Origin of the sequence: Paenibacillus sp. FSL K6-2859, assembly GCF_038008265.1 — a bacterium.
Classification (GTDB): Bacteria; Bacillota; Bacilli; order Paenibacillales; family Paenibacillaceae; genus Paenibacillus_AQ; species Paenibacillus_AQ nitricinens.
Genome location: NZ_JBBOYU010000001.1, coordinates 930,315 through 950,887, shown reverse-complemented (window position 1 = coordinate 950,887; position 20,573 = coordinate 930,315). Strand labels below are relative to the sequence as shown.

The 20,573-nt window shown below is 46.6% G+C and carries 12 protein-coding genes, 15 tRNA genes and 3 rRNA genes; 7 read left to right on the top strand and 23 right to left on the bottom strand.

All coding sequences use genetic code 11. The features are described from left to right. Positions 1 to 3: 3 nt before the first annotated feature. A complete protein-coding gene (locus MHB64_RS04190; RefSeq protein WP_256989849.1) occupies positions 4 to 939 on the bottom strand; it encodes an ABC transporter permease in 936 nt (311 codons plus the stop codon). Between the two features lie 536 nt (positions 940 to 1,475). Between MHB64_RS04190 and bglX the strand changes: the two genes are divergently transcribed. From bglX to MHB64_RS04170, 4 genes are all read left to right on the top strand, one after another. Next, positions 1,476 to 3,635: a beta-glucosidase BglX gene (bglX, locus tag MHB64_RS04185; protein ID WP_341133786.1), complete on the top strand. Its 2,160-nt coding sequence runs from the start codon at positions 1,476 to 1,478 to the stop codon at positions 3,633 to 3,635. A 113-nt stretch (positions 3,636 to 3,748) separates the two neighbouring features. Next, on the top strand, positions 3,749 to 4,717 hold the full coding sequence (locus MHB64_RS04180) for a metallophosphoesterase family protein (RefSeq protein WP_341133785.1): 969 nt from the start codon (positions 3,749 to 3,751) through the stop codon (positions 4,715 to 4,717). Between the two features lie 194 nt (positions 4,718 to 4,911). Beyond that, entirely contained in the window at positions 4,912 to 5,664 is a 753-nt protein-coding gene (locus MHB64_RS04175) for a 3'-5' exonuclease (protein WP_094870739.1), read from the top strand. Between the two features lie 112 nt (positions 5,665 to 5,776). Then, entirely contained in the window at positions 5,777 to 6,568 is a 792-nt protein-coding gene (locus MHB64_RS04170; protein ID WP_341133784.1) for a MerR family transcriptional regulator, read from the top strand. Positions 6,569 to 6,637: 69 nt separating this feature from the next. Here MHB64_RS04170 and aroD read toward each other — a convergent pair whose 3' ends face one another. Both aroD and rbsK read right to left on the bottom strand, forming a co-directional pair. Then, positions 6,638 to 7,402, bottom strand: a complete 765-nt coding sequence (gene aroD, locus MHB64_RS04165; protein WP_341133783.1) for a type I 3-dehydroquinate dehydratase — start codon at positions 7,400 to 7,402, stop codon at positions 6,638 to 6,640. Between the two features lie 44 nt (positions 7,403 to 7,446). Next, entirely contained in the window at positions 7,447 to 8,361 is a 915-nt protein-coding gene (rbsK, locus tag MHB64_RS04160) for a ribokinase (protein ID WP_341136048.1), read from the bottom strand. Positions 8,362 to 8,638: 277 nt separating this feature from the next. Between rbsK and glgP the strand changes: the two genes are divergently transcribed. After that, positions 8,639 to 10,255: an alpha-glucan family phosphorylase gene (gene glgP / locus MHB64_RS04155; RefSeq protein ID WP_094870735.1), complete on the top strand. Its 1,617-nt coding sequence runs from the start codon at positions 8,639 to 8,641 to the stop codon at positions 10,253 to 10,255. A gap of 250 nt (positions 10,256 to 10,505) precedes the next feature. Beyond that, positions 10,506 to 11,963, top strand: a complete 1,458-nt coding sequence (gene katA / locus MHB64_RS04150; RefSeq protein ID WP_094870734.1) for a catalase KatA — start codon at positions 10,506 to 10,508, stop codon at positions 11,961 to 11,963. A gap of 155 nt (positions 11,964 to 12,118) precedes the next feature. Here katA and MHB64_RS04145 read toward each other — a convergent pair whose 3' ends face one another. Next, on the bottom strand, positions 12,119 to 12,313 hold the full coding sequence (locus MHB64_RS04145; RefSeq protein ID WP_280787713.1) for a sporulation protein Cse60: 195 nt from the start codon (positions 12,311 to 12,313) through the stop codon (positions 12,119 to 12,121). A 394-nt stretch (positions 12,314 to 12,707) separates the two neighbouring features. Here MHB64_RS04145 and MHB64_RS04140 point away from each other — a divergent pair, with 394 nt between their 5' ends. Further along, positions 12,708 to 13,163, top strand: a complete 456-nt coding sequence (locus MHB64_RS04140; protein ID WP_060625163.1) for a GreA/GreB family elongation factor — start codon at positions 12,708 to 12,710, stop codon at positions 13,161 to 13,163. 101 nt (positions 13,164 to 13,264) lie between these two features. Here MHB64_RS04140 and MHB64_RS04135 read toward each other — a convergent pair whose 3' ends face one another. The 19 genes from MHB64_RS04135 to MHB64_RS04045 all read right to left on the bottom strand — a co-directional run bounded on the left by MHB64_RS04135 (position 13,265) and on the right by MHB64_RS04045 (position 20,288). Next, on the bottom strand, positions 13,265 to 13,729 hold the full coding sequence (locus tag MHB64_RS04135; RefSeq protein WP_280787711.1) for a YdeI/OmpD-associated family protein: 465 nt from the start codon (positions 13,727 to 13,729) through the stop codon (positions 13,265 to 13,267). 104 nt (positions 13,730 to 13,833) lie between these two features. After that, positions 13,834 to 13,904: transfer RNA gene (locus MHB64_RS04130), tRNA-Gly, on the bottom strand. A gap of 12 nt (positions 13,905 to 13,916) precedes the next feature. After that, positions 13,917 to 13,990: transfer RNA gene (locus tag MHB64_RS04125), tRNA-Pro, on the bottom strand. Positions 13,991 to 14,020: 30 nt separating this feature from the next. Next, positions 14,021 to 14,097: transfer RNA gene (locus MHB64_RS04120), tRNA-Arg, on the bottom strand. An 8-nt stretch (positions 14,098 to 14,105) separates the two neighbouring features. After that, positions 14,106 to 14,180, bottom strand: a tRNA-Gly gene (locus tag MHB64_RS04115). 6 nt (positions 14,181 to 14,186) lie between these two features. After that, positions 14,187 to 14,270 (bottom strand) — tRNA-Leu (locus tag MHB64_RS04110). Between the two features lie 15 nt (positions 14,271 to 14,285). Next, positions 14,286 to 14,361: transfer RNA gene (locus MHB64_RS04105), tRNA-Lys, on the bottom strand. 68 nt (positions 14,362 to 14,429) lie between these two features. Continuing rightward, positions 14,430 to 14,504 (bottom strand) — tRNA-Gln (locus MHB64_RS04100). A 16-nt stretch (positions 14,505 to 14,520) separates the two neighbouring features. Beyond that, positions 14,521 to 14,598 (bottom strand) — tRNA-Asp (locus MHB64_RS04095). A gap of 25 nt (positions 14,599 to 14,623) precedes the next feature. Continuing rightward, a tRNA-Met gene (locus MHB64_RS04090) sits at positions 14,624 to 14,700 on the bottom strand. 72 nt (positions 14,701 to 14,772) lie between these two features. After that, positions 14,773 to 14,849: transfer RNA gene (locus tag MHB64_RS04085), tRNA-Met, on the bottom strand. Positions 14,850 to 14,866: 17 nt separating this feature from the next. Continuing rightward, positions 14,867 to 14,942 (bottom strand) — tRNA-Val (locus MHB64_RS04080). Between the two features lie 6 nt (positions 14,943 to 14,948). Next, positions 14,949 to 15,020, bottom strand: a tRNA-Glu gene (locus tag MHB64_RS04075). 16 nt (positions 15,021 to 15,036) lie between these two features. Beyond that, positions 15,037 to 15,129: transfer RNA gene (locus tag MHB64_RS04070), tRNA-Ser, on the bottom strand. Between the two features lie 5 nt (positions 15,130 to 15,134). Then, positions 15,135 to 15,210, bottom strand: a tRNA-Asn gene (locus MHB64_RS04065). 3 nt (positions 15,211 to 15,213) lie between these two features. Further along, positions 15,214 to 15,290 (bottom strand) — tRNA-Ile (locus MHB64_RS04060). Between the two features lie 57 nt (positions 15,291 to 15,347). After that, positions 15,348 to 15,464 (bottom strand): 5S ribosomal RNA (gene rrf / locus MHB64_RS04055). 75 nt (positions 15,465 to 15,539) lie between these two features. Beyond that, positions 15,540 to 18,468, bottom strand: a 23S ribosomal RNA gene (locus MHB64_RS04050). A gap of 262 nt (positions 18,469 to 18,730) precedes the next feature. Beyond that, positions 18,731 to 20,288: ribosomal RNA gene (locus tag MHB64_RS04045) — 16S ribosomal RNA — on the bottom strand. The 16S, 23S and 5S rRNA genes sit together here with 15 tRNA genes alongside, the layout of an rRNA operon. Positions 20,289 to 20,573 lie beyond the last annotated feature (285 nt).

Here is a 20,573-nt window from a genome sequence, read left to right as displayed (position 1 = left end):
GTTTTAGAACAATGCGCTGTCCGGCTCGACCTTACGTACAATAAAGTTAACTACTAGCACCAGAATCAGGCCAAACATGGATTGGTAGAAGCCCACCGCGGCGCCCATAGAGAAGTTGAATTGTCCCACCAGTGAACGGAAGACATAGGTATCGATAATATCCGTCTGCGGATACAGCACCGAGTTCGTACCGATCAGATTATAGAAAAGGTCAAAAGAGCCCTTGAGAATTCCACCCATACCAAACAGTAAAAGCAGAATAAAGGTTGGCTTCAGAATCGGTAAGGTCATATAACGGATCCGCTGCCAGGTAGTAGCTCCGTCCATATAAGCAGCCTCGTACAGATCATGATTAATCCCTGTGATCGTTGCCAGGTAGACAATCATTCCATATCCGGTAGCGGCCCAGATCTTGAAGGCTACTATGATATATTTCCATATGCCCGGATCAGAATAGAACTCGTAACGGTCTAGCCCCATTCCAGTTAGCATCGTATTGATGAACCCGGAATTAAAATTGAATATATTGTAGGCAAACACACCGACGATAACCATAGAGATAAAGTAAGGTAGGAGAATAACGGATTGAGACACTTTCTTGAACCACTTGCCCGAGATCTCCGATAGCATAATCGCAAACACAATTTGAATAATGTTACCCAGTGCTAGGAAGACGATGTTGTAAAGAAGCGTATTCTTGGTAATATTCCACAAATCTCCATTTTGAACCAGAAATTCGAAGTTTTTCAGACCGATAAAATCACTTCCGAAAATACCCTTGTTGAGCTTGTAATCTACAAATGCGACATAAGCGCCAGGCATTACGGCATAGTGAAAAATAATGAAGTATACGATTACAGGCAGCAACATTAGAAAAAGCACTTTGTTCTTAATGACTTCCCGGACAATATTTCCACCCGCAAGCTTAATTCTTGCCAATGAGCCCACCTCCAATTTGAAAGATGCATTTCATCACATGCATAACTTAGCTTCCTTTCTTGTCCCGCAACCAGCATGAAACTGCTTGCTCATCCTTTATAATAAGCGTATCGGATGATATAGAAACGTTTCCATAATTTCTTTGAAACTCCCTGTACGAAAATCATACTCCCTAGTTGTATGCGCTGTCAATTGATTTTATTTTTGATTTTCTAGTAATAAAAATCACATTTTATAACCTAAATATAATGATTCGGCCGATTTCACGAAGATAATTGACTTTTTATGGCCTTCGGACTAAGATCGATATGTATCGTTAATGGAAACGTTTCTATCTGTTCTTTCACAGACATGTCAGTCTCTATTATATGATGTCTGACAATGAACTCCCCGTTCTTATCTATCTCATGTCTCATCCAATTATATTTATCTGCGTGTGCATAGCGGCGAACTCAAATAGCAAGCGCTTTCTTATTGGTATAGCACATCTATTTGTCACAATAACTTTCAATGCGCTCACGAGGAAGGTGTTAACCATGACTAAACTGTTTATCCAAGATCTTGTGAACGATATGACGCTAGAAGAAAAGTTGGCCCAATTGACCCAGCTAGGCCCTCACTATTGGGGTTTGGATGATACCGTAGATTTAACCGGTCCATTCAAGGAGCTGAACATTAATCCGCAGCTAATGGAGAACATCGGAAGCGTTCTGAACGGCATTGGAGCCAGGAATGTGATTGATCTACAGACCCGGCATTTGCAAGCCAGCCGTCAGAAAATCCCCTTGCTCTTCATGGCGGATGTCATTCATGGCTACAGAACAATTCTTCCGATCCCGCTTGCGATTGGTTGTAGCTTTGATATGGAAGCTTGCGAGCGATTTGCTGAAGTTGCAGCCAAAGAGAGCGCAGCTGCCGGCATCCATCTCACTTTCTCACCTATGACAGATCTCGTACGCGATCCGCGCTGGGGACGGGTGATGGAGACATCCGGTGAGGATCCTTATCTGAATGCCCGTGTAACTGAGAGCATGGTACGGGGCTATCAGGGCAAAGACCTAAAAGAAAAAGGTCGTATCGCTGCCTGTGTGAAACACTTCGCCGGTTACGGCGCTCCCGAAGGCGGTCGAGAATATAATACGGTCGATATGTCCCTCGGCGTATTACGTGAGTTCTATCTACCAGCCTATAAAGCTGCTGTAGATGCTGGTGTAGCCATGGTGATGGCCGCATTCAATACGATTGACCGCATACCAGCAAGCGGTAATTCCAAACTTCTCCGGGGAATTTTGCGTGAGGAATGGGGCTTCAACGGCGTTACCATTGCCGACTTCAATTCCGTCAATGAGCTAATCCCTCATGGTGCAGCTGAGGATGGCCGTGAAGCAGCGGAGAAAAGTATAGCTGCAGGACTTGATATTGAAATGATGTCCACCCATTATCTAAACCACGGCGCTGCTCTAGTCGAAGAAGGCAAGCTTGATATCTCCTTGATTGATGAAGCCGTTATCCGGGTGCTAGAACTCAAGGACGCTCTCGGCTTGTTTGACAATCCATTCAAGGATGCAGATCCAATAGTAGATGAGGCACCTACGCCGAGCGTAGAGAATTTACAAGCTGCGAGAGAGCTGGGTGCCAGCTCAGTGGTGCTGTTGAAAAATGACAATAACGCTCTGCCCCTTAAACACGGTATGAAGATTGGATTGGCTGGTCCCTTCGCCACCTCTATTCAAGTGCTGGGCGGCTGGTCTGGAACGGAAAAAGACCCAGCCGTATCACTCTACAATGGCATTTCTCAAAAAACATCTGCCGCGGATATTATTACGGCCATGACTGGTGAGCTGGGAAGCATGCTGGAGGGTGTTTTTGATGTGGAGGATGAAATCGAAGAAGCATTCCAGCGCCTGAAAGATTGCGACGTCATTCTCACTGCTGTCGGTGAGAATCAGCAGGATACCGGGGAAGGCGGAAGCAAAACCAATCTGCGCTTGTCGACCAATCAGGAGAAGCTAATCTGGCGTCTGAAAGATACCGGCAAAAAGATTGTTACCATTGTATTTAGCGGCCGACCGCTGGAACTAAAGCCTGTTCTTGAGGCCAGCGATGCTTTGCTGCAAGCCTGGTTTCTGGGTACAGAATCCGGAAACTCACTAGCTGATGTGCTGTTCGGAGATTATAATCCGTCCGCTCGTTTATCAATGAGCTTTCCTTACTCGGTTGGGCAAATCCCTGTTTATTACAATGCCTATCAGACGGGACGCCCTTATGATCCTCTATATCCCAATGTACGTTATGTAACCCGATATTTGGATTGCCCTAATGATCCGCTGTTCTGCTTTGGCTATGGTCTGAGCTACTCCAGTTTTGATTACAGCAACTTCAATGTTGATGCTACCGATCGGATTGTTGCCTCCATTGAAGTGGAGAATACTTCAGACATCACCGGCAAGGAAACCGTTCAACTCTATATCCATGACGTTAGCGCAAGTGTTGTACGCCCGGTCAAGGAGCTGAAAGCCTTCCGACAAATTACACTCGCAGCGCATGAGAAACAAGTGGTTTCTTTCGAGATTACTAGAGAAATGCTGATGTTCTATGGAAAAGACGATCAAATGCTCTTCGAACCCGGAGAATTTGATATTATGATTGGTAGGAACTCCGGAGATCATTTCACCCAGCGGATCTGGATCGGCTAACGTCTATGGCTACATAGCTGATAGTGTCAGCCCTCACCCGGCTTGATGTCGCATAAGCGGCTCACGCTTCCGGAGCTTAGAATTCAATATCAGACAGTAAGGGAGATACCCCAATGAGACACAGCTTATCATTTCAGCAAGATGGAACTTTGAAAATTGTACAGTTCACTGATCTTCACTGGATGGATGGAAGAGCCGAAGATCAGCGTACCCGGGAACTGATGGAACGCGTTCTGGAAGCGGAACAACCTGATCTTGTAGTTTTCACGGGCGATCTAATTTACACCGGCCCTGTATCACCTGGTGAAAAGGCCTGTGAAGACCCCGCCCAAGCTTTTCGGGATGCTGTTGCTGCTGTGGAGAAAACGGGAACCCCTTGGGCCTTCGTATTTGGCAACCATGATACAGAAACCCTGATTTCCCGCAATGAACTGATGCAGATTGCCTTGGAGCATCCCCACTGCCTGGCCAAAGCCGGCCCAGAGGATCTCGAGGGTTCAGGGAATTACTCACTTGAAATTAAAGATCAGGATGGCCAAGCGGCTGCAGTCCTTTATTTTATTGACTCGGGCAGCTACTCTGAGATGGAGCATATCCCTGGCTATAATTGGGTTAGCCGGGGTCAGATCAATTGGCTGACAGCTGAATCAGATCGGCTAAATCCAAAGACTGCGGAAGACAGACTACCTGCATTAGCTTTCTTTCATATCCCAATTCCTGAATACCGGGAAGTATGGTTCACACAAGTTTGTCATGGACATAAGAACGAGCGTGTATGCTCACCACATGTTAACTCGGGATTGTTCACCGCTTTACTTGAAATGGGTGATGTGCTGGGCACTTTTTGCGGGCATGACCATGTTAACGATTTTACGGGCAGCCTGTATGGCATACGTCTTTCCTATGGCCGTGCTACCGGCTACAATACTTATGGAAAAGAAGGCTTTATGCGGGGCGCACGCGTCATCAAACTGACCCAAGGCACCCAAGACTTTAATACCTGGATTCGACTTGAAGACGGATCCGTTCTACTGGAACAACCCGTTCATCAACCTGAACCTGATGCCACTCCAGAGTATTAATCGCCTTCCTTCATTTTCTGCACTCTTATTTGCTCATTATAGTGATAAAAAGAACCCGCATTGTGCAGGTTCTTTTTTTATGTTCCAATATTAGCTTGTTCCCTTACTCCCCATTACATCGCTTTTTTTGTTAAAATAGAGTAGTCGACGTATTAAGCACTACAGCGTCAGTCATGGAACGGAGGCAAGTACCTGTGGATTATATTATTCTGGACATCGAATTCAACGGCCGTAAGTTTGCCAGCGAGCACCCTATGGAGGTCATTGAGATTGGAGCCGTCCGGTTAGACTCTTCATTGCAGTATAAGGATGAATTTTCTTCCTTGATCAAACCCATATATTTCTCCACCCTTAATTCTTTTATTAAGAAAAAAACCGGTATTCCCCAAGAGGAAATCGACATCGCACCCCGATTCCCGAAAGTCATCACTGCTTTTAGAGAGTGGCTTGATCTAAGTACAGATGGAGTGCTGCTGCTTACTTGGGGTGGCGAAGACATGAAACGAATCATTCAGGATGTACGTATGCACAAGATGGACGACTCCTACTGGATGTCCGCAACGTATTTCGATTTACTGAAGGGTGTGCTTCGGGCTCGCGGACTAAGTAATGATGTCAGCGTGGAAAGCGCAATGGCTTTATTTGAACTTGAACCTTCCGGATCTGCTCACCGGGCGCTGGATGATGCAAAGATGACTTCAGAGATTTTCCGCGCTGTGTTTAAGGATCTGGATTTTGAGCGCTCACAGCATTACGTAGATACCTTTTCTAATGCCAAAGAACGTAAGACGGTCAAAGTTGCCATTAAAGCGATGAACTCACAAAAAATAGTACCTACCTGGGACCTTGTTCTCGAACACTACTTCTCAGACAAAACAACTCTAGCTGATCCTCGGAAATTAGAGGAATTACAGAATTATTTTGCGGCGCAGATGGGTCAAAAATAACTTCAAACATCAGCAAATCATAGCAGCGGCAGTCTTCCCAATGATCTTCAGCGGGTAACTGCCGCTGTTTGGGATACCCTAAAAAAACATTTGACCTTCACGCTACGTAAAGGTGTACATTGAATTTGTGGGAGGTGATACTACGGAATACACAGTACAGAAGCTCGCTGAGCTAGCTGGAATCAGTACGCGAACCCTGCGATACTACGACGAGTTTGGCATTCTTAAGCCGGCGAGAATCAACTCCTCGGGGTATCGTATCTATGGCCGCACCGAAGTAGATCTACTGCAGCAAATTTTATTTTATCGAGAGCTTGGCTTGAGTCTGGAACGTATCAAAGCTATTATGACCGAACCGTCTTTCGACGGAGCCAAGGCACTACGGGAGCATCATGACAAGCTGCTTGAAAAGAGACATCAATTAGATCTACTCATTGCTAACGTCGAACAGACGCTAGCTCACCAAGAAGGGAGAATGACTATGAGTGACGCAGAGAAATTTGAAGGCTTTAAACAAAAGCTGGTAGAAGACAACGAGAAGAAATACGGTCAAGAAATTAGAGAGAAATACGGGGACAGCACTGTAGATCAATCCAACAAGAAGCTTAAAGGTATGACAGAAGAACAATATGCGGCTATACAGCAGCTTGAGGAGGAAATGTTTGAGTCCCTAGTTCAAGCGATGGAGCATGGAGATCCTGCCAGTGTATTGGCGCAAAAAAGTGCTGATCTGCACCGCCAGTGGCTCTCCTTCTACTGGGATTCCTATTCCAAAGAGGCACATGCCGGTGTTGCTCAAATGTATGTTGATGATGAGCGTTTTACCAAGTACTACGACAAGCATCGCCCTGGACTTGCAGCGTTCTTAAGAGATGCCGTTCACGTATACACGGGTACAAAATAATAAAAAAGAGCGGCACCTGAAATCCGGTCGCCGCTCTATTTCTTTTATCTGGAGCCTTGCTGATCCCTCTTATAGACTGCTATGCAGCAGTGACAGTACCTTTCGCAGCTCAACTACAGCTACCTGCCCAGGTGCAGAGGGCTTATGTGCCGCTCCAAAGGTAAGCGCTGAACCGAATATTTCACCGGCTAGACGGCTAATTACCCCAGCTCCAGCCATAGACATCGTTATAATTGGGCGATCTGCATGTTGTTCTTTCATGAGATGTGTAGCTTCTAGTAAAGTCAGTACATCCCCGGCATCCTTAGGCATCACGGCAATCTTGGGCAGGTCCCCCCCAAGCTCCTGTGCTTTACATAGTCGTGAGATAATTTCCTCTTGAGAAGGGGTTCCATGAAAATCATGATTGGATATAATAACAGACACATTATGGGTATGAGCAGTCTCGACTAGCAGCTTTACATCCTGTTCCTCATTAAATAATTCAATATCTATTATGTCTACCAGCCCGCTTTCGGCTGCAGCAGTATTCAATGCAATGTAGTACTCCTTGCTAACCTGCTTTTCGCCACCTTCTTTGGCACTCCGAAAAGTAAAAATCAGCGGTAACTCCGGAATAACAGAATGGATTTCTTTTAGTGCTGAATTGACCGCCTCTACGTCTTCAACTTCATCAAAAAAATCCGTCCGCCACTCTACTAAATCGGGACTAAGCTCTTTTAATGATTCGGCTTCCTGTTTCAGTTCAGACAAGGTAGCTCCAATCAACGGAACACATATTTTAGGGATTCCTTCGCCAATGATCACATTTTTTACGATTACTGTCCTGCTCATTATTTCAGCCCCTATCCAGTCGTCTGTTATAGATTCTGTATTGTTTATTTTACTGCCGATACATGTTTTAGAAACTGTTCGACCTCTGATAATTGCGGAAGCGATGGGATCGCGCCTTCTTTCCCTACAGCCAGTGCTCCAACAGCATTAGCGAAGCTCACTGCCTCCTCCAACGTTTTGCCTAAGACCAATTGCTGGGCTAATGCCCCATTGAATGAGTCTCCGGCAGCAACCGTGTCTATCGCCTTAACCGGGAATCCAGGAACTGACTTAGCGCCTTCAGCATTAACGATCAGTGCGCCTTTAGATCCCAAGGTTACGATCACATTTTTAACACCTTTTTGCAGCAAAATACGGGCTGCCTGCTCAGCAGTCTCTAAACTATCTACAGTCATTCCAGTCAAAATTCCCGCTTCCGTCTCATTAGGTGTCAGATACGATACTTGACCCAGCATCTCGTCTTTAAGTACTCTAGCTGGTGCTGGATTCAGAATGACCGGAATTCCATGACGATGTGCAATGGCAATAGCATGCTCACTCATCGCCAGTTCCATTTCAAGCTGCATCACAATCATCTCAGCCTGGCTAATTACAGCCTCTAACGCCTGTATATCCTCTGCAAATAGATCAATATTCGCTCCGGGTACAACGATAATCCGATTCTCTCCATCTTCTTCAATAACGATTGAAGCTACACCTGTTGCCTCAGTTTCACTCATTGAGATATGTTCTATATGAATACCTTCTTGCTTAATAATCTCCAGCATTTCGCTTCCAAAGGTATCTTTTCCGACGCTGCCGATCATACTAACCTCAGCACCCAGACGTGCTGCGGCAACGGCTTGATTCGCTCCCTTTCCACCGGGAGATAGAGCAAATACTTGTCCCATAAGCGTTTCTCCTGCATTCGGTGCCCGGCTCGTACGTACTACCATATCCATATTTATGCTTCCAATCACAACTATACCCAACTTAAACACCACCAGTAATTATTTCTTCAATCTCTTTATCTTAGGGTCTTCCCTTCACTTTATCAATCACTTCCGTTGATTTTACCCCTAATTGGCTATTTTCACCAAATCGACGTTATGCTTTTATAGATAAAGTGTGCTAGAATGATGGTGCAATCGCTTCCACAACGATTGTTGGCTGTTTTTTGAGCAAACGTTTGCATCGTAGATAATGCCAGCAGCTTTACTGCAATTCAATCTAATCCGCGATTAGGAGGCTTATCAAGTGAACGAACAAAAATTACCAACAGTAGCTTATTTCAGTATGGAGTACGGGTTACATTCCGATTTTAAAATGTATGCCGGAGGGCTTGGAATTCTCGCCGGTGACTACATTAAGGGAGCTAAGGACATCAATGCTCCTATTATCCCTATCGGGCTGAAGTGGAAACAAGGGTATACGGATCAAAAAATTGATGCGAATGGTAATCCGTACGACTCCTATCACAATTATGTTTATGATTTTCTTGAAGATACAGGGGTGAAAGTAACCGTTAAAGTCAGAAAGACCGATGTGGTGTGCAAAGTATGGAAGACTGATTATTTTGGCAACAGCACGTTGTATTTACTGGATACGGATATCCCCGAGAATAATGATGCCTGGATTACTGGACAACTGTACGGCTGGTTCGGCGAGGAACGGATCGCACAAGAGATCGTACTTGGAATCGGTGGAGTAAAAGCTATGCGTGCGCTAGGCATACCGATTGATGTGTATCATTTCAATGAAGGCCATGCAGCCCTTGCAGCTATCGAGCTAATCCGAGAGAAAATGTCCGGAGGCAACACCTTTGAGGAAGCTTGGAAAGCTACTCGGGAAGAGGTTGTGTTCACTACACATACCCCAATCAAAGAAGGCAACGAAACCCATCCCCTCGACCGCTTAGAGTATATGAGTGCATTTAATGGTTTAACCCGTGATCAGATGGAGCGAATCGGTGGTGAGCCTTTCAACATGACAGTTGCCGGTCTGCGCCTCTCCCGAATATCCAATGCCGTGGCTCAGCTTCATGCGGATACAGCCAATAAGATGTGGAAAGAGGTTGCCGGAAGATCGGATATCATCGGCATTACTAATGCGATTCATACGCCTACCTGGGTTGATGAAAGAATGACCCAAGCCTACGAAGAAAATGGCGATTTATGGGCAGTGCATCAGGAAATTAAAGGTGAACTGATTGATTTTATTAAAGAACGCTCTGGCATTAGCCTCAATGCTGATAATCTACTTATTGGCTTCTCACGCAGAGCTGCTCCGTATAAACGCAGTGACCTGATCTTCTCGCAGCCGGACATTATTGAGCCTTATCTAGAGTCTGGAAAAATACAAATTGTATTCTCCGGCAAAGCCCACCCACTGGATGATAACGGCAAAAAAATCGTCAGCAATCTAGTGGCGATGATGAAAAAATATCCGAAGAGCGTTGTCTTCTTAGAAAACTACGATATGACTATCGGCGCACAGCTGACACGCGGTTCTGATATTTGGCTCAATAATCCTCGTAGACCACTGGAAGCAAGTGGTACCTCCGGGATGAAGGCAGCCATGAACGGGGTATTGAACTGCTCTATTCTAGATGGCTGGTGGCCGGAAGCCTGTATAGATGGCAAGAATGGCTGGCAGATTGGAGATGGCTTCGAGACAACTGACTTCGAGGTTCTGGATAAGCATGATAGTGATGCGCTATACGACACCCTATTGAATCGAGTACTCCCAACCTATTATGAGAATCGTGAACAGTGGGTACAAATGATGAAGAAGAGTATCGAAACCACTCGCACCGAATTTGCCACCAAAAGAATGCTGGATGAATACTATAACAGAATGTACATTAAAAACTAAGTACAGAAAACGGATATTCCTATATCAAAATAGAACAGCGTACCCTCCAGTGATGGTAGAGGTGCGCTGTTTCTTTTTTAACTCTGCTTAGTAATTAATCACTCTATCTATCATATATATCTGAATGGGACGACGATTACCACATACTGTAATGTGTCAATTAATCAAAAAGTGTTGCATTTTCCCCAAAAAACATTAATATAGAACTTATACTAAATCTAAAATCAAATCTTACGAGGTGATTCTATTAATGAGCTCCAATAATAATAATCTTACGACCAGCTGGGGTGCTCCAGTAGGCGACAATCAGAATTCAATGACAGCCGGTGATCGTGGTCCTACTTTGCTGCAAGATGTCCATCTGCTTGAAAAATTAGCCCACTTTAACAGAGAACGTGTTCCTGAACGTGTCGTTCATGCTAAGGGTGCTGGCGCTCATGGGTATTTTGAGGTCACTCAGGATTTAACTCAATATACAAAAGCTAATTTTTTATCTGAGGTAGGCAAACGCACACCCATGTTCATCCGTTTCTCTACGGTTGCTGGGGAGCTAGGTTCTGCTGATACTGTACGGGACCCTCGTGGTTTTGCTGTGAAATTTTATACGGAAGAAGGAAACTATGATCTCGTAGGTAACAATACACCTGTATTCTTCGTTCGTGATGCAATCAAGTTCCCTGATTTTATTCATACACAGAAACGTGATCCACAGACTCACTTAAAGAACCCTAATGCGGTTTGGGACTTCTGGTCTTTATCTCCGGAATCTCTACATCAGGTGACTATTTTGATGTCAGATCGCGGGATTCCAGCTACGCTGAGACATATGCATGGGTTCGGAAGCCACACCTTCAAGTGGGTAAATGACGAAGGAAATGCAGTCTGGGTGAAATATCATTTCAAAACAGAACAAGGCATTAAGAACCTTGCTCCAGATCTTGCCGCAAAAATAGCTGGGGAGAACCCAGATTATCATACAGAAGACTTGTTCAATGCTATTGATAAAGGAGATTTCCCTGCGTGGAAACTCTACGTGCAAATAATGCCGATCGAAGATGCGAAGACGTACCGCTTTGATCCATTCGATGTAACAAAAGTATGGTCGCAAAAAGATTATCCATTAATTGAGGTTGGCCGCATGGTACTGGATCGCAATCCAGAGAACTACTTCGCGGAAGTAGAGCAAGTTACGTTCTCGCCTGGCTCTTTCGTCCCTGGTATTGAAGCTTCTCCTGATAAATTACTACAGGGTCGACTGTTTGCTTACGGCGATGCTCATCGTCACCGTGTAGGTCCTAACCATAACAGCCTGCCTATCAACCGTCCAAAAGTAGAAGTGAAGAACTATCAACGTGACGGTGGCATGGCACTCGGCAACAATGGCGGATCCGGTGCTTATTACGAGCCTAACAGCTTAGGTGGACCTAAAGAAGCACCACAATACAAAACCTCACCCTTCGAAGTATCTGGAAATGCCGACAGTGTCTCCTATAATAGTGACGATCACTATACACAACCTGGTGACTTGTATCGCCTGTTAAGTGAAGAAGAGCGTATCCGTCTTGTTCAAAATATCGTAGGTGCTATGACCCCCGTTGAAAGTAACGATATTAAACTTCGCCAAATTGTTCATTTCTATAAAGCTGATCCGGAATTGGGACAGCGTATCGCTTCCGGTTTAGGATTATCCGTTCCAGACGGTATTTAAGACTGTAAATGCACTTATATAATCAAAGAGGACCTTTACCCGTAGATGGGAAAGGTCCTCTTTTTAATAAGAAAAGCTAAAACATATAATATATTAGAACAATCACGATGCATAGTGTGGAGACAACAGATAAGCACGAAAAAAAAGTATTCCAGTTATTGCCCTTCATTTGTCTTATACACGACCAGTATACTGCTTCTTTGATGCTCTGCCCCATCACGTGAAGATTTAACTACCGAACCGTAACAGATATTCACAACCTGTTCCTCACTCAGCCCTGCCAAGAACTCATTAGCTTTATTCTCAGCATACGAATTATCAGCATCTACAAACTCTTTTACTTGAATCATCCTGATCTCTCCTTTAATAAATTTTAGTTACTTTTTATGTCTAGATTCTATAGGTAAACTCAACGAAATGTACATGGCGTATCACTCCCCTGGTAACATTTAATGTAAATTTATCTTCGAAATATAGTATAGGCATTCCGCAGTTTTCTACGAAATGCCCATAACATCAGCCTATCATAGCACCCAACTATACAATAGTCAAACGTTTTAAATACAATATTTAGTAAGAATTAATTGCCTTTGCAAAATGGATTGGATTTACATATAGAAGCTGTTATACTGATCAGAAGGTTCCCTCTGGGGGACCTCTATTTGTATAGGAGGGATTGTACTATGGCAACGCGTCATAACAAATTTGCAAAGAATGTGCTACTTAGAGGGGGTGAAATCTACTATGAACCATAGTCTAATTTATGAAGGCTCAAGGACACAATTGGTCCAGCAGCTTATTTATTTTGATGAGGAAAAAATCGCATTTCTAAATCAGTATTTCCCGGAACGAAGCAAACAAAGAAGTAATGCTGAAACGCTGTTGTCCCGTTATTGCTCCGAGCTGGAACAATTACTTTCCCGTTTTAATGGTGAAGAATTGAATTCACTCGTATTGATTGGAAGTCAGCTTCAGCTACGCTACTTAGACGACAATACTACAGATACCTACACCATCGTATTTCCAAACCAGGCAGAACCCAATGATAACAAGATTTCAATGTTCTCGCCTATTGGCATGCAGTTGCTGTTAGCTCAGATCGGCAGTACATGTCAGCTTGCTATACCTTCAGGTGAGTTATCAGTAAAAATCGAAAGTATTAAGTTTGTGAATTGTGGTGAGGTAGCCGTTCTTATTTAAGCCAACTCGCACATATCACCAACATTAACAGCGTCCCTTTCCAATCTTATGGAAGAGGACGCTGTTCATCTATTCAGCCTGCTAAGCACTTCTTCATACTCTTATTTAAGCCTTAAGCCTTCACCCAGTTTACTGACTGATTTATTGATACGAGATGCTCTGGTTTCAGGTTTTTTCGCTGCTTCGATCCAAGACACATATTCCTTCTGATAAGAATAAGCTAGACCGTTAAAATAAGCTTCTGCCTGCTCATGCCTACTCAGCGCATCAAGGAAATCCTCTGGGGCTTCTACCTCCCGTAATTGATGATCTTGCTCCATCGTCATACGCACAATATCACCAGGTTGAGCTTTGGCTAGATCCCTTAGTTCTTTCTTTACCACCATAAAATGCTTTCCGTTTCCATGGGGCATAAGCGTTCCTCTATAGGGGATTCCATTTACACTTCCTTTTACCTGTATTCTGGACTTTGTTTCAAATATTTGTTCGGCATCAAAAGGGACGTTAAGATAAGTCCAGCTCCCGCTTGCATCAGGCCGCACTAATTTAGCTTCGAATTCAAACATAGCTACATCCCCCTCAACTAAAATCCTATGTTCTATTGTATCCATTCGAATGTAACTATACAAAAAAACACCTATCTATAATAGATAGGTGTTTCTTAATTATAAGCGGGTGATGGGAATCGAACCCACGCTATCAGCTTGGAAGGCTGAAGTTCTACCATTGAACTACACCCGCAAAGGTATAAAATCGGGATGACACGATTTGAACATGCGACCCCCTGGTCCCAAACCAGGTGCTCTACCAAGCTGAGCTACATCCCGTCAAAACATGTAATTACTTCGTAATAAAAATGGCGCGCCCTGAGAGATTCGAACTCCCGGCCTTTTGATTCGTAGTCAAACGCTCTATCCAGCTGAGCTAAGGGCGCAAAAATTATGGAGCGGAAGACGGGAATCGAACCCGCGACCCTCGCCTTGGCAAGGCGATGCTCTACCGCTGAGCCACTTCCGCAAAATATGGTGCGCGTGAAGGGACTTGAACCCCCACGTCGTGAAACGCCAGATCCTAAGTCTGGTGCGTCTGCCATTCCGCCACACGCGCACACTTTAAAAATAATGGTGAGCCATGAAGGACTCGAACCTTCGACACCCTGATTAAAAGTCAGGTGCTCTACCAACTGAGCTAATGGCTCGCAAGATGGGGTCCCCGAAAAGTATTCGGATTCACCTTCAGAGAGTAACTTCACTTTTTGGGGTGAAGTGGCTGGGGATATAGGATTTGAACCTATGCATGACGGAGTCAAAGTCCGTTGCCTTACCGCTTGGCTAATCCCCAACAATAATTAACTAAATGGCGGAACCGACGAGATTCGAACTCGCGATCTCCTGCGTGACAGGCAGGCATGTTAGGCCAACTACACCACGGTTCCAAAGACATAATGCATAAGTGAAAATTGGTTGCGGGGGCAGGATTTGAACCTGCGGCCTTCGGGTTATGAGCCCGACGAGCTACCGGGCTGCTCCACCCCGCGTCATTTAATAATTATATACTATTCATTTACACTTCGCCAGCTAGTCCCAAAACATCATGCTTAAGGAAAATTTGGTTGCGGGGGCAGGATTTGAACCTGCGGCCTTCGGGTTATGAGCCCGACGAGCTACCGGGCTGCTCCACCCCGCGTCGTTCTTAAATGAATATGGTGGAGGCTGAGGGGATCGAACCCCCGACCCTCTGCTTGTAAGGCAGATGCTCTCCCAGCTGAGCTAAGCCTCCATGTTATGACCCGTATGGGATTCGAACCCATGTTACCTCCGTGAAAGGGAGGTGTCTTAACCCCTTGACCAACGGGCCATGCTAATAAAATTTGTGGCGGAGAGAGAGGGATTCGAACCCTCGAGACGCTTGTGGCGCCTACACGATTTCCAATCGTGCTCCTTCGGCCAAACTCGGACACCTCTCCATAAATGGCTCCCCGAACAGGACTCGAACCTGTGACAACTCGATTAACAGTCGAGTGCTCTACCAACTGAGCTATCAGGGAATATGGTGGGCCTTAGTGGACTCGAACCACCGACCTCACCCTTATCAGGGGTGCGCTCTAACCAGCTGAGCTAAAGGCCCTTTTAAGACATTTAAATATTAAGGGCAAAAAAAATACCACGGGTAATGTGGTTGTCCGCTTGGCGGCGTCCTACTCTCCCAGGACCCTTCGGTCCAAGTACCATCGGCGCTGGAGGGCTTAACGGTCGTGTTCGGGATGGGTACGTGTGGAACCCCTCCGCTATCGCCACCAAACGGGCATTTACATCGTAAATGCTCAGGCTTGAGTCGCCTGAAAACTGAATCCGAATCGAATTTGCGTCTTAAATATAGGATAAGCCCTCGACCGATTAGTATTGGTCAGCTCCATGCATTACTGCACTTCCACCTCCAACCTATCTACCTCGTCGTCTTCAAGGGGTCTTACTAATTGGGAAATCTCATCTTGAGGGGGGCTTCACGCTTAGATGCTTTCAGCGCTTATCCCGTCCGTACGTAGCTACTCAGCCATGCTCCTGGCGGAACAACTGATGCACCAGCGGTACGTCCATCCCGGTCCTCTCGTACTAAGGACAGCTCCTCTCAAATTTCCTGCGCCCACGACAGATAGGGACCGAACTGTCTCACGACGTTCTGAACCCAGCTCGCGTACCGCTTTAATGGGCGAACAGCCCAACCCTTGGGACCTACTTCAGCCCCAGGATGCGATGAGCCGACATCGAGGTGCCAAACCTCCCCGTCGATGTGGACTCTTGGGGGAGATAAGCCTGTTATCCCCAGGGTAGCTTTTATCCGTTGAGCGATGGCCCTTCCATGCGGTACCACCGGATCACTAAGTCCGACTTTCGTCCCTGCTCGACTTGTAGGTCTCGCAGTCAAGCTCCCTTATGCCTTTGCACTCTTCGAATGATTTCCAACCATTCTGAGGGAACCTTGGAACGCCTCCGTTACTCTTTAGGAGGCGACCGCCCCAGTCAAACTGCCCGCCTGACACGGTCCCCGTACCGGATTACGGTACTAGGTTAGAACCTAGATACGATCAGGGTGGTATCCCAACGGCGCCTCCACCGAAGCTTGCGCTCCGATTTCTACGGCTCCCACCTATCCTGTACAGATCGTACCCAAATTCAATATCAAGCTGCAGTAAAGCTCCATGGGGTCTTTCCGTCTTGTCGCGGGTAACCTGCATCTTCACAGGTATTAAAATTTCACCGGATCTCTCGTTGAGACAGCGCCCAAGTCGTTACGCCATTCGTGCGGGTCAGAATTTACCTGACAAGGAATTTCGCTACCTTAGGACCGTTATAGTTACGGCCGCCGTTTACTGGGGCTTCGGTTCATAGCTTCGGATTGCTCCTAACCACTCCCCTTAACCTTCCAGCACCGGGCAGGCGTCAGCCCGTATACTTCGCCTTGCGGCTTCGCACAGACCTGTGTTTTTGCTAAACAGTCGCTTGGGCCTTTTCACTGCGGCCCCCTCGTGCTATTCACACTACCGGGGCACCCCTTCTCCCGAAGTTACGGGGTCATTTTGCCGAGTTCCTTAACGAGAGTTCTTCCGCGCGCCTTAGAATTCTCTTCTCGCCTACCTGTGTCGGTTTGCGGTACGGGCACCTTCTCCTGGCTAGAGGCTTTTCTTGGCAGTGTGAGATCATGACCTTCGCTACTGTAATTTTCGCTCCCCATCACAGCCCAGCCTTAACGATGTGCGGATTTGCCTACACATCAGCCTCACTGCTTAGACGGACATATCCATCAGTCCGCGTCACTACCCTCCTGCGTCACCCCATCGCTCATAGCGGATTACGGTGGTACAGTAATTTCAAACTGTTGTCCTTCGACTACGCCTTTCGGCCTCGCCTTAGGTCCCGACTTACCCTGAGCGGACGAGCCTTCCTCAGGAAACCTTGGGCTTTCGGCGGATCAGATTCTCACTGATCTTTTCGTTACTCATACCGGCATTCTCACTTGTATGCTGTCCAGCGCTCCTTACGGTACACCTTCAACCCACATACAACGCTCCCCTACCCCAGATACATACGTATCTAGCCATAGCTTCGGTGGTGTGTTTAGCCCCGTTACATTTTCGGCGCAGAGTCACTCGACCAGTGAGCTATTACGCACTCTTTCAATGGTGGCTGCTTCTAAGCCAACATCCTGGTTGTCTGTGCAACTCCACATCCTTTCCCACTTAACACACACTTGGGGACCTTAGCTGATGGTCTGGGCTGTTTCCCTTTTGACAATGGATCTTAGCACTCACTGTCTGACTCCCGGCAATAAGTATATGGCATTCGGAGTTTGACTGAGCTTGGTAATCCTTGCGGACCCCGCACCCAATCAGTGCTCTACCTCCACTACTCTTATACCGAGGCTAGCCCTAAAGCTATTTCGGGGAGAACCAGCTATCTCCGAGTTCGATTGGAATTTCTCCGCTACCCCCACCTCATCCCCGCATTTTTCAACATGCGTGGGTTCGGGCCTCCAGTGCGTGTTACCGCACCTTCACCCTGGACAGGGGTAGATCACACGGTTTCGGGTCTACGTCCACATACTAAATCGCCCTATTCAGACTCGCTTTCGCTGCGGCTCCGTCTTCTCGACTTAACCTTGCATGTTAAACGTAACTCGCCGGTTCATTCTACAAAAGGCACGCCATCACCCATTAATAGGGCTCTGACTTTTTGTAAGCACACGGTTTCAGGTTCTATTTCACTCCCCTTCCGGGGTGCTTTTCACCTTTCCCTCACGGTACTGTTTCACTATCGGTCGCCAGGTAGTATTTAGCCTTAGCAGATGGTCCTGCTGGATTCATACGGGGTTTCACGTGCCCCGCACTACTCGGGATCCGTCTCGGAGAGAACACAGTTTAGGCTACAGGGCTTTTACCTCTATCGCGGGCCTTTCCAGACCTCTTCGCCTACCATATTCCTTTGTAACTCCATGTGAGACGTCCCACAACCCCTAAGAGCAAGCTCTTAGGTTTAGGCTGTTCCGCGTTCGCTCGCCGCTACTGACGGAATCACTATTGTTTTCTCTTCCTCAGGGTACTTAGATGTTTCAGTTCCCCTGGTCTGCCTCTACATCTCCTATGTGTTCAGAGATGAGTAACTGCGAATTACCACAGCTGGGTTTCCCCATTCGGACACCCCCGGATCAAAGCTTGCTTACAGCTCCCCGAGGCAGTTTCGTTGTTCGCCACGTCCTTCGTCGGCTCCTGGCGCCTAGGCATCCTCCGTGTGCTCTTATTAGCTTAACCTTCGCTCTGATGTTTCGCTTGTTTACACAATCGAAAATCTTCGCTTCCAGCTAATAACTAACATACTTGTTTACACAAGTTATAGCTAAAAGATGTTCTAAAACGCAAATTCGTTTCGGTATCCAGTTTTCAAGGATCAAGTCTTACTTGAGAGCTTAAACTCTCAAAACTGAGCAACGAGTGAGTAACAGGCCTAAACCTGAGATTTGGAAGTTTAACTTCCGATTTGAATGTCTTCATTGCAGAAGACGATTCTCCATAGAAAGGAGGTGATCCAGCCGCACCTTCCGATACGGCTACCTTGTTACGACTTCACCCCAATCATCTACCCCACCTTCGGCGGCTGGCTCCCTTGCGGGTTACCCCACCGACTTCGGGTGTTGTAAACTCTCGTGGTGTGACGGGCGGTGTGTACAAGACCCGGGAACGTATTCACCGCGGCATGCTGATCCGCGATTACTAGCAATTCCGACTTCATGCAGGCGAGTTGCAGCCTGCAATCCGAACTGAGACCGGCTTTGATGGGATTGGCTTCACCTCGCGGCTTCGCTTCCCGTTGTACCGGCCATTGTAGTACGTGTGTAGCCCAGGTCATAAGGGGCATGATGATTTGACGTCATCCCCACCTTCCTCCGGTTTGTCACCGGCAGTCACTCTAGAGTGCCCAACATTACTTGCTGGCAACTAAAGTTAAGGGTTGCGCTCGTTGCGGGACTTAACCCAACATCTCACGACACGAGCTGACGACAACCATGCACCACCTGTCTCCTCTGTCCCGAAGGCCGCCACTATCTCTAGTGGATTCAGAGGGATGTCAAGACCTGGTAAGGTTCTTCGCGTTGCTTCGAATTAAACCACATACTCCACTGCTTGTGCGGGTCCCCGTCAATTCCTTTGAGTTTCAGTCTTGCGACCGTACTCCCCAGGCGGAGTGCTTACTGTGTTAACTTCGGCACCAAGGGTATCGAAACCCCTAACACCTAGCACTCATCGTTTACGGCGTGGACTACCAGGGTATCTAATCCTGTTTGCTCCCCACGCTTTCGCGCCTCAGCGTCAGTTACAGCCCAGAAAGTCGCCTTCGCCACTGGTGTTCCTCCACATATCTACGCATTTCACCGCTACACGTGGAATTCCACTTTCCTCTTCTGTACTCAAGTCACCCAGTTTCCAGTGCGACCTCAGGTTGAGCCCAAGGTTTAAACACCAGACTTAAATGACCGCCTGCGCGCGCTTTACGCCCAATAATTCCGGACAACGCTTGCCCCCTACGTATTACCGCGGCTGCTGGCACGTAGTTAGCCGGGGCTTTCTTCTCAGGTACCGTCACTCCGATAGCAGTTACTCTACCGGACGTTCTTCCCTGGCAACAGAGCTTTACGATCCGAAAACCTTCATCACTCACGCGGCGTTGCTCCGTCAGACTTTCGTCCATTGCGGAAGATTCCCTACTGCTGCCTCCCGTAGGAGTCTGGGCCGTGTCTCAGTCCCAGTGTGGCCGTTCACCCTCTCAGGTCGGCTACGCATCGTCGCCTTGGTGGGCCGTTACCCCACCAACTAGCTAATGCGCCGCAGGCCCATCCCTCAGTGACAGATTGCTCCGTCTTTCATTCTTTCTTCAGGAGAAGAAAGAAATTATCCGGTATTAGCTACCGTTTCCGGTAGTTATCCCAGTCTAAGGGGCAGGTTGCCTACGTGTTACTCACCCGTCCGCCGCTAAGTTATTTTGAAAGCAAGCTTTCAAAATAACTCCGCTCGACTTGCATGTATTAGGCACGCCGCCAGCGTTCGTCCTGAGCCAGGATCAAACTCTCCAATTAGTATTGAAAAGAGCGATATGCTCATTTTGAAACATCTGACGAGAAAATTAATTCTCTAATTTTGGATTTCACTTTCGTGATTTCCTACTCACTCGTTGTTCAGTTTTCAAAGATCAAGTTCTCGTTGGCGCCGTTTAATGTCTCAGCAGCAACTCTTATACTATATCATGTTCGGCTATTTAATGTCAAGCTCTTTTTTTAACTTCTTTTTCGAGCTCGGCATGTGTATTTCTTGGCCGGACTTAGAATATATCATGTATAGAGATTCATTGCAAGTGTTATTTG